Annotated in this window: 9 protein-coding genes, 1 tRNA gene and 1 pseudogene; 2 read left to right on the forward strand and 9 right to left on the reverse strand. The window is 67.3% G+C overall.

The window, feature by feature from the left end; all coding sequences use genetic code 11:
* The 9 genes and pseudogenes from C5O18_RS03750 to rnr all read right to left on the reverse strand — a co-directional run.
* A partial coding sequence (locus C5O18_RS03750) for a hypothetical protein (RefSeq protein WP_146089194.1) occupies window positions 1-348 on the reverse strand: 348 nt, incomplete at its 3' end.
* 106 nt (window positions 349-454) lie between these two features.
* Window positions 455-1,500 (reverse strand): annotated as a pseudogene (alr, locus tag C5O18_RS03755) (alanine racemase).
* Between the two features lie 40 nt (window positions 1,501-1,540).
* On the reverse strand, window positions 1,541-2,935 hold the full coding sequence (gene dnaB / locus C5O18_RS03760; protein WP_105191597.1) for a replicative DNA helicase: 1,395 nt from the start codon (window positions 2,933-2,935) through the stop codon (window positions 1,541-1,543).
* A 151-nt stretch (window positions 2,936-3,086) separates the two neighbouring features.
* The gene (rplI, locus tag C5O18_RS03765; RefSeq protein WP_105191599.1) at window positions 3,087-3,533 is read right to left on the reverse strand and encodes a 50S ribosomal protein L9; all 447 of its coding nucleotides are present in this window, start codon (window positions 3,531-3,533) and stop codon (window positions 3,087-3,089) included.
* Window positions 3,534-3,547: 14 nt separating this feature from the next.
* Window positions 3,548-3,775 carry a 30S ribosomal protein S18 gene (gene rpsR, locus C5O18_RS03770; RefSeq protein ID WP_022955442.1) on the reverse strand — a complete coding sequence of 76 codons (228 nt, stop codon included), beginning with the start codon at window positions 3,773-3,775 and terminating at the stop codon, window positions 3,548-3,550.
* 14 nt (window positions 3,776-3,789) lie between these two features.
* Entirely contained in the window at window positions 3,790-4,092 is a 303-nt protein-coding gene (gene priB / locus C5O18_RS03775) for a primosomal replication protein N (protein WP_158249257.1), read from the reverse strand.
* Window positions 4,093-4,123: 31 nt separating this feature from the next.
* The gene (gene rpsF / locus C5O18_RS03780; RefSeq protein WP_105191603.1) at window positions 4,124-4,510 is read right to left on the reverse strand and encodes a 30S ribosomal protein S6; all 387 of its coding nucleotides are present in this window, start codon (window positions 4,508-4,510) and stop codon (window positions 4,124-4,126) included.
* A gap of 188 nt (window positions 4,511-4,698) precedes the next feature.
* Entirely contained in the window at window positions 4,699-5,445 is a 747-nt protein-coding gene (rlmB, locus tag C5O18_RS03785; RefSeq protein ID WP_105191605.1) for a 23S rRNA (guanosine(2251)-2'-O)-methyltransferase RlmB, read from the reverse strand.
* Between the two features lie 21 nt (window positions 5,446-5,466).
* Window positions 5,467-7,959, reverse strand: a complete 2,493-nt coding sequence (gene rnr, locus C5O18_RS03790) for a ribonuclease R (RefSeq protein ID WP_105191607.1) — start codon at window positions 7,957-7,959, stop codon at window positions 5,467-5,469.
* Between the two features lie 85 nt (window positions 7,960-8,044).
* Between rnr and C5O18_RS03795 the strand changes: the two genes are divergently transcribed.
* Both C5O18_RS03795 and C5O18_RS03800 read left to right on the forward strand, forming a co-directional pair.
* Window positions 8,045-8,129: transfer RNA gene (locus tag C5O18_RS03795), tRNA-Leu, on the forward strand.
* Between the two features lie 206 nt (window positions 8,130-8,335).
* Window positions 8,336-8,700: ATP-binding cassette domain-containing protein (locus tag C5O18_RS03800; protein ID WP_146089195.1), on the forward strand; the 365-nt coding region annotated here is incomplete at its 3' end.

Raw genomic sequence — 8,700 nt, forward strand, 5'->3', positions numbered from 1 at the left:
GTTCGCCAGGCCGGCCACGCTGCCCACCCAGACGCCGAAAACGCCGCCGATCGCCATGATCAGCGTGAAGCCGGCAGCACTCATTGGGCGCCCCAGCGGCTCGACCAGCATGAACACGAACGTCAGCAGCAGCGCCATCAGCAGGCCCGCCAGCAGCCCCCGCTCCAGCATGTGCAGGACATCCGTGCGGTCCAGCAGGGTGCCGTTGCGGAGATGATGCCGGCGGATTCCGTCTTCGTCGCGACTGATGACACGGCAGGCGCCATCACCCAGGTTCATGGCGCGCAGCGTGGCGGCCATGGCCTCGACCGTTTCCAGCCGGGGCATGAGATAAATGAGCTTGTGCATGATTCACCTCCCTATCCCTCGGGGTCAGTGTAGACCTGCGGGAGGCGCCCGACTCAGACCGAATGCTTGTATCGCCCCGGGGCCTCAGGCCCGCCGGCGATAAGCCTCAGCCGGCATCGACCACGCGCCGAACGCGCGGCGTCAGGCGGCAGAACAGCTCGTAGCTGATGGTGCCGGCGGCGGCGGCGACCTCGTCGGCCGGCAGGCCTTCCCCCCAGAGCACGACCTCGTCGCCGGGTCGCGCCGGCACCTCGCCGAGGTCGACGGTGATCATGTCCATGGAGACACGGCCGGCGAGCTGGCAGCGCCGGCCGTTGACCAGCACCGGCGTGCCGCTGGGCGCATGGCGCGGATAACCGTCGCCATAGCCGATGCTGACCACGCCGATGCGAGTCGCCTGCGATGCCGTCCAGGCCGCGCCATAGCCCACGCTTTCGCCCGCGGGCACTTCGTGCACCGCGATCAGGCGGGCGTGCAGGGTCATGACCGGCTGCAGGCCGAAAAAGGCGGCCGACTGGCGCCCGAAGGGCGAGCTGCCATAGAGCGCGATGCCCGGGCGCATCCAGCTGCCGGCGGCCTCCGGCCAGGCCAGGATGGCCGCCGAGTTGGCGAGGCTGTCCGGCACCGGCTCGCCCAGCTCGCCGGCCAGCACTTCCTGCAGGGCGCGGAAGCGGCCGAGCTGCTGCTCGGTCTGGCCCGAGGCGAGGGTATCGGCATTGGCGAAGTGCGTGACCAGCCCCAGACCGCTGATGCCGTCGAGCCGGCTCAGGGCGCGCCAGGCCTTGAGCGCCTCGACCGGACGGAAGCCGAGACGGTTCATGCCGGTGTTGATCTTCAGCCACACGCGCACGGCAGGGCCNTATCCAGCCCGGCCTGGCGCGCCAGGCCCAGCTCGTGCGCCGAGAACACGCCCTCGAGCACCGTGATCGGCTCGCTGATGCCCTGATCGCGCAACGCCAGCGCCTCGGCCAGGAAGGCAACGCCGAAGCCGTCGACCTGGCCCGCCAGCCAGGGCGCGAGGGCGGCAACGCCGTGGCCGTAGGCATCGGCCTTGACCATGGCCAGCAAGCGGCTGCCCGGCATGTGCCGGCGCAGCACCGCGATGTTGTTGCTCAGGGCTTGCGGGTTGAGGCTCAGCCAGGTGTCGCGCATGACGGACTCTCGTCAGGGAGGCGGAAGACGGCGGGCAGTCTCAATACTGCTCGACGTCGCGGTAATACTCGGGCGCCAGGTCCTCGAAGCGCGTGTACTTGCCGAGGAAGGCGAGGCGGATGCTGCCGATGGGGCCGTTACGCTGCTTGCCGATGATGATCTCGGCGGTGCCCTTGTCCGGCGACTCCGGGTTGTAGACCTCGTCGCGGTAGATGAACATGATCACGTCGGCATCCTGCTCGATGGCCCCGGATTCGCGCAGGTCGGACATGACCGGGCGCTTGTTGGGTCGCTGTTCCAGCGAGCGGTTGAGCTGCGACAGCGCGATCACCGGGCACTCCATCTCCTTCGCCAGCGCCTTCAGCGAGCGCGAGATCTCCGAGATTTCGTTGACGCGGTTGTTCTCCAGGCCGGGCACGCGCATGAGCTGCAGGTAGTCGACCATGATCAGGCCCAGCGGCCCCTGCTCGCGCGCCACGCGGCGGGCGCGGGTGCGGACATCGTTCGGGCTCAGCGACGGCGTGTCGTCGACCAGCAGCTTCTGTTCGGCGAGCAGCGTCATGGTCGAGGTCAGGCGCGGCCAGTCATCCTCCTCCAGCTTGCCCGAGCGCACGCGCGTCTGATCGATGCGGCCGAGCGACGACAGCATACGCATGACGATCTGCTCGGCCGGCATTTCCATGGAGAACACCAGCGTCGGCAGGCCCGAGCGCAGCATGGCGTTCTCGACCAGGTTCATGGCGAAGGTGGTCTTGCCCATGGACGGACGCGCCGCGACGATCACCAGGTCACCCTTCTGCAGGCCGGAGGTGCGGTCGTCGAGGTCGTTGAAGCCCGTGCTCAGGCCGGTGATGGCCTCGTCCGACTGGAATAGCCGGTCGATGCGGTCCAGCGCCTTCGCCAGCAGCGGTTTCAACGCCTGCGGGCCGCCGGCCTTCTGCTGCTGCTCGGCGATGGCGAAGATCTTGCGCTCGGCCTCGTCGAGAATCGCCTGCGCGGTCGCGCCCTGGGGCTGGAACGCGGTGTCCGACACCTCGTTGCTGATGCGGATGAGCTGACGCAGCACCGAGCGTTCGCGCACGATGTCGCCATAGGCGGCGATGTTGGTGGCCGACGGCGTGTTGCGCACCAGCTCGCCCAGGTAGGCCATGCCGCCCGCCGTCTCCAGCTCGCCCAGCCGGGTCAGCGTTTCCGCCACCGTCAGGGCATCGCGCGGGCTGCCTTCGGCGGCCAGCAGGCTGATGGCCTGGAAGATCAGGCGATGATCGCGACGATAGAAATCGGCTTCGACAACACGATCGGAAACACGGTCCCAGGACTGCTCGTCCAGCATCAGACCGCCGAGCACGGCCTGCTCGGCCTCCAGCGAATGCGGCGGCAGCTTGAGCGCGGCCAGGGTGTTGTCGGCAGCGGAGGAGGATGCAGTGGTGGTCATGGCAGGTACCGCGGACGTCAGGCCGCTAGCTTAGGCCATCGGCCGCCAGAAACAAAACGGATGGCGGGCCCCGCGGCCACCATGGCGCGGAAAACAAACAGGGCGCCGGAGTTGCCTCGGGCGCCCTGTTCGACCTCGGGAAGCGGTCCGCTTATTCGGCGGCGACCACGACCTTGAGGTTGGCGAGGATGTCGCTGTGCACCTGGACGGCGATGTCGTACTCGCCGGTGTGGCGCAGCGGGCCCGTCGGCAGACGGACTTCGCTCTTGTCGACAGCCACGCCGGCGGCGGTGGCGGCTTCGGCGATGTCGCGGTTGCCCACGGAACCGAACAGCTTGCCTTCATCGCCGGCCTTGGAGGCGACGGTGACGACCAGCTCGGCCAGCGCGGCGGCGCGGGCTTCGGCGGCGGCCAGCACTTCGGCTTCCTGACGCTCCAGCTCGGCGCGACGGACTTCGAAGTCGGCCAGGTTACGCGCGGTGGCCGGCAGCGCCTTGCCCTGAGGAATCAGGAAGTTGCGGCCAAAGCCCGGCTTGACATCGACCTTGGCGCCGAGCGCGCCCAGGCCCTTGATCTTTTCCAGCAGAATGACTTGCATCTCGGCACCCCGGCTCAGACGTGGTTATCGGTGTAAGGCATCAGGGCCAGGTAGCGAGCCTGCTTGATAGCGAGGGTCAGCTGACGCTGGTAGCGTGCCTTGGTACCGGTGATACGGCTCGGAACGATCTTGCCGTTTTCCGTGATGAACTGCTTCAGGGTCTCCACATCCTTGTAGTCGATGTAGGTGACCTTGTCTGCCGTGAAACGGCAGAACTTGCGACGACGGTAGAAACGCGCCATGGTTTCTTCTCCCATTAATCCTGTCTGTTAAGCGTCTGCGCGTGCAGCACGAGCTTCTCGCTCTCGCGGTAGCTGGCTGGGGCCAGGAAACCGCTCACCACGATCCGGTCGCCGGGACTGAAGTCCCTGGCCTGGCCGACCAGCTCCCCGGCGAGATGCACGGTGAGCACGAGCCTGGCCTCACGCATCACCCCTGCCTCCAGTTGCCTGGACCGGTGCTGCAGCAGGATGTCCTGATGCGCGACCCCGGCGGGGCTGACACGTGGCGGAAACTGCTTTTCCAGTATTCCGCTGATCCGGAGCGTGTTCTGCTCCACGAAGACGTTCTCCGCGATTCAATAAGCCTGCTTATTCAGCAGCCGGGGCATCACCCTGACCTTCTTCGGCGCGGGCGGCCTTGCGGGCACGCTTTTCTTCCGCACCCTTGGCCAGGATGGATTCCTCGACGATGGCTTCTTCACGACGGATGATCAGGCTGCGGATCACGGCGTCGTTGTAACGGAAAGCCTCTTCCAGCTCGGCGCGCACAGCGTCGCTGCACTCGATGTTGAGCAGGATGTAGTGGGCCTTGTGGATCTTGTTGATCGGGTAGGCCAGCTGGCGACGACCCCAATCTTCCAGACGGTGGACGGCACCGCCGGAATCCTTCACGAGCCCGGTGTAACGCTCGACCATGGCGGGCACCTGCTCGCTCTGGTCCGGGTGCACCAGGAACACGACTTCATAATGACGCATCGGATTGTGCTCCTTACGGATTGAACAGCCCCGGCGACTGCCGCCGGAGCAAGGAGTACGAGCCATCAGGCCGCCGTCTCCGGCAGGCGCTGCGCGCTCGCGACCTCGCCAGGACACGGGTTCCGGGCGAAGGACGCGAGACTATACAGAGGGGATGGTGAAAATTCAAGCGGCGACGATGCCAGGCCTCAGCCCCGCCGCTGCCGCACCGCCTCGAACAGCGCCACGCCGGTGGCCACGCTCACGTTCAGGCTCTCGATCTGGCCGGCCATGGGGATGTAGGCGAGGTGGTCGCAGAGCTCCGCGGTCAGGCGGCGCAGGCCGCTGCCCTCGGCACCCATGACCACCGCCAGCGGGCCCTTGAGGTCGATCTCGTAGAACGGCTTCGCGCCCTCGCCGAGGCTGGTGCCGACCACCCACACGCCGTCGTCCTTGAGCTGGCGCAGGGTGCGCGCCAGGTTGGTGACCTGGATGAACGGGATCAGCTCGGCTGCACCGCAGGCGACCTTGCGCACCACCGGCGTCAGGCCGGCGGCCTTGTCCCTGGGCGCGATGACGGCGTGCACGCCGGCGGCCTCGGCGGTGCGCAGGCAGGCGCCGAGGTTGTGCGGATCGGTGACGGCATCGAGCACGAGCAGGAGCGGCGGCACCGACAGGCCGTCGAGAATGGCGGAGAGGTCGTTGTCATCGCCGGCCTGGCGCTCGCGCACGCGGGCGAGCACGCCCTGGTGGCGGCCGCCTTCGGCGAGCTGGTCGAGCTGGTCACGCTCGCGGAAAGCCACCGGCAGGCCGAGCTGGCGCGCCATCTGCACGATGGGGTTGAGGCGGGCATCCTCGCGAGTGTTGAGCGCCTGCAGCTCGAGCACACGCTCGGGCTCGGTCTCCATCAGCGCCTTGACGGTGTGCAGGCCATAGACCCAGGACAGCTTGGACATCGGCTGGCTTCCTTATATATGTCAGCGCTTGCGGGTGCGCGGCCGGCGCGGCTTGCCCGCGGGCTTGTCACCGGCCGGCGCGCCGCCATCACCTGACGGGCCGCCACGTCCGCCACCCTGCTTGCCGCCACCCGCCGGCTTGCCGGAGCCGGCCTTCGCGGACCGGCCGCCGGCCTTGCCATCACGAGCGCTTTCGTCGCGACCGGGAATCTCGCCGTCACGCAGGCGCTCGCGCATGGAGCGCTTGCCGGTGGCGCCACCGGCGAGCAGCTCGAAGTCCATCTTGCGCTCGTCGAGGTTGACCGCCGCGACGCGGATGCGCACCGGCTCGCCTATGCCGTAGCGGCGGCGGGTGCGTTCGCCCTCGAGGCGGTGGAAGGTGGCGTCGAAGCTGTAGTAGTCGTCCTTGAGCTGGCTGATGTGCACCAGGCCCTCGACATAGACATCCTTGAGCTCGACGAAGAAGCCGAACGAGGTCACCGCCGAGATCACGCCGTCGAACTCTTCGCCGATGCGGTCCTGCATGTACTCGCACTTGAGCCAGGCCATGACATCGCGCGTGGCCTCGTCGGCGCGGCGCTCGGTCATGGAGCAGTGCTCGCCCAGCGCCATCATCTGCACCTGGCCGGGCAGCGGCTCGACCTTGCCGCCGAGCGCGCCCTTGAGGGCGCGACTGACACGCTGCAGCGCCGTGGTCTCGGACTCGCCCGCCAGCACCGACTTGATGGCACGGTGCAGCAGCAGGTCGGGGTAGCGGCGGATGGGCGAGGTGAAGTGGCTGTAGGCCTCGTAGGCGAGCCCGAAGTGGCCGAGGTTGTCCGGCGAGTACACCGCCTGCGACAGCGAACGCAGCAGCATGGTCTGGATGACGTGCCGGTCCGGGCGCTCGGCGATCTGGTTGATGACCGCGAGGAAGTCCGCCGGCTTCGGCTTGGGCGCCGCCGTGAAACGCAGGCCCAGCGCCTGCAGGAAGCTGCGCAACTTGATCAGCTTCTCGTTCTGCGGGCCCTCGTGGTTGCGGAACAGCGCCGGCATTTTCGCCTTCAGCACGTAGGCGGCGGAGGCCACGTTGGCGGCCAGCATCATTTCCTCGATCAGCATGTGCGCCTTGTTGCGCGTGACCGGCACGATGCGTTCGATCTTGCGGTCCTGGCCGAAGATGATGCGTGTCTCGCCGCTGTCGAAGTCCAGCGCGCCACGCTGCTCGCGCACCGCACGCAGCACGCCGAAGAGCTCGTAGAGCACCTTCAGCGACTTCTGCGCCGGCTCCGGCCAGCGCTTGCGCAACGCGGCGGCCTCGGCGCTGTCGGCATGCTCCAGGTACTGGCTGACCTGGGTGTAGGTGGTGCGCGCCTGCGAATGCATGACCGCGGCGTAGAACTTGCTGCCGGTCATGCGGCCGGCGGCGGAGAAGTTCATGTCGCAGACCATGCACAGGCGGTCCACGTGCGGGTTCAGCGAACACAGGCCGTTGGACAGGATCTCCGGCAGCATGGGCACCACGAAACCGGGGAAGTAGACCGAGTTGCCGCGCGCCTTCGCTTCCGTGTCCAGCGCCGTGTCCGGACGCACGTAGTAGGACACGTCGGCGATCGCCACCACGAGGCGGAAACCGCCGCCCTTGCGCTTCTCGGCGAAGACGGCGTCGTCGAAGTCCTTGGCGTCTTCGCCGTCGATGGTGATCAGCGGCAGGTCGCGGATGTCGACACGACCCGGTTCGCGCTTGGCGTCTTCATCGACCTCCGGCGACAGCCGGGCGATCTCGGCCTCGACCGCAGCCGGCCAGAAATCCGGAATGTCGTAGTTGCGCAGGGCGATGTCGATCTCCATGCCCGGCGCCATGTAGTCGCCCAGCACCTCGACGATGCGGCCGGTGGCCAGGCCGCGATGACTCGGGTACTCGGTGATCTCGACGGTGACGAACTGGTCCGGCTGCGCCTCCATGCCATCCTGCGTCACCAGGATTTCCTGGGTGATGCGCGGGTTGTCGGGCATGACATAGCCGATGCCATCTTCTTCGCGGTAGCGACCGACCAGGTGCGTGTAGCGGCGCTCTTCGACGCGCACCACGATGCCCTCGCGACGCCCCTTGTGGTCGTAGCCGCCGATGCGCACGCAGGCGATGTCGCCGTCGAACAGCAGACGCATCTGCCGCGACGGCAGGATGAGGTCCTGGCCGCCTTCGTCCGGCGCCAGGAAGCCGAAGCCGTCCTTGTGGCCCTGCACGCGGCCGCGGATCAGCTCTTCGTCGTGCAGCGGCTGGTAGGCGCCGCGGCGGTCGGAGCGCAGCTGGCCGTCACGGCTCATGGCGATCAGACGGCGGCGCAGGGCCTCTTCGCGCTCGGCATCGAAGATCTCGAAATGATGCGCGAGCTGCGGATGTGTCAGCGGCTTGCCCAGCTCATCAAGGGTGGCGAGGATCATCTCGCGGCTGGGAACCGGGTTTTCGTAACGCTCGGCCTCACGCGCGGCGTGGGGATCCTGAGGGACTGCGGGGGTGTTCTTGCGACTCATGCGCCATCTCGACAAATTTTGCGCATTCTACACCGAAGTGTGTTGACAGCCTCGTTTGGCGTCCTTATATTTCGCGGCCTCACCTGCCCAGGTGGCGAAATTGGTAGACGCGCTAGTTTCAGGTACTAGTGTCGCGAGACGTGGAGGTTCAAGTCCTCTCCTGGGCACCATCTCAAGGTTCCAAGACATCCAACGGTGTCCTGGAACAAGCTGAAAGCCCCGCAAATGCGGGGCTTTTTGCTTTCAGGGCATCAGGAATCACCGGCCCGGCCCCGCCACCCAAAACTTACATGACTGTAAAATATATCGCGAGCGATAGGCGTTCCTACTTTGCCATCCGCTATAGTCGGCCACACGCCATTACCGTGCCGCCCGCATGATCATCGCGCCCCGTCAGTCCCATGCCGCCAGCACCACCAGTTCCGCCCTGGCGGTGTCCGGCTTGCGCCATGCCTACGGCAGCCATGTCGCCGTCGACGACGTGTCCTGGCAGGCCGGCGCAGGCGAGGCCGTCTGCCTGCTCGGCCACTCGGGCTGCGGCAAGACCACGCTGCTGCGCCTGATCGCCGGGCTGGAAGTGCCAACCGCCGGTCGCGTGCTGCTGGACGGGCAGACCGTCAGCGGCCCGGACACCTTCGTGCCGCCGGAACGGCGGCGCATCGGCCTGGTGTTCCAGGACTATGCCCTGTTCCCCCACCTGAGCGTGCTCGACAACGTGCGCTTCGGCTTGCCCGACCGCCG

It is taken from the genome of Amnimonas aquatica (assembly GCF_002943415.1).
GTDB classification, from domain to species: Bacteria; Pseudomonadota; Gammaproteobacteria; order Pseudomonadales; family Moraxellaceae; genus Perlucidibaca; species Perlucidibaca aquatica_A.

Coding starts and splice junctions, on each gene's coding strand:
- rlmB (WP_105191605.1), bottom strand. CDS start 5,445: ATGTCCAAGCTGTCCTGGGTCTATGGCCTGCACACCGTCAAGGCGCTG.
- rpsF (WP_105191603.1), bottom strand. CDS start 4,510: ATGCGTCATTATGAAGTCGTGTTCCTGGTGCACCCGGACCAGAGCGAG.
- rnr (WP_105191607.1), bottom strand. CDS start 7,959: ATGAGTCGCAAGAACACCCCCGCAGTCCCTCAGGATCCCCACGCCGCG.
- rpsR (WP_022955442.1), bottom strand. CDS start 3,775: ATGGCGCGTTTCTACCGTCGTCGCAAGTTCTGCCGTTTCACGGCAGAC.
- rplI (WP_105191599.1), bottom strand. CDS start 3,533: ATGCAAGTCATTCTGCTGGAAAAGATCAAGGGCCTGGGCGCGCTCGGC.
- dnaB (WP_105191597.1), bottom strand. CDS start 2,935: ATGACCACCACTGCATCCTCCTCCGCTGCCGACAACACCCTGGCCGCG.